The following is a 243-nucleotide window of genomic DNA, read 5'->3' as shown; positions in this document are numbered from 1 at the left end:
TAACTAACTGGACTAACGCTTCCGCACTATGCTGCACACCAATGCTCACGCCAACCGTAATCGAGTCCTTCTTTGCGCCAATCATTTTAGCTAATGAGAGCTTCTCATTTTTTGCAAAAGCATCCCAAACAGCAAGCTCCACAGCCGCTTTCGCCATTTCATTTCCTTGAATCCAGCTAAACATCTGGTTAACCTCTTCAGGAGTTCGTATTTCTTTCTGCGCAAGGATTGGCAACAAATGCT

The 243-nt window shown here is 44.9% G+C and carries 1 pseudogene; it reads right to left on the bottom strand.

From position 1 onward, the window contains the following. Positions 1–184: pseudogene (locus NG901_RS16820) on the bottom strand (o-succinylbenzoate synthase); the annotation flags it as partial. Positions 185–243: the final 59 nt, after the last annotated feature.

This window comes from Clostridium sp. CMCC3677 (assembly GCF_023845585.1).
GTDB lineage: Bacteria > Bacillota > Clostridia > Clostridiales > Clostridiaceae > Clostridium > Clostridium aquiflavi.
This window is presented reverse-complemented; position numbering and strand designations above follow the sequence as displayed.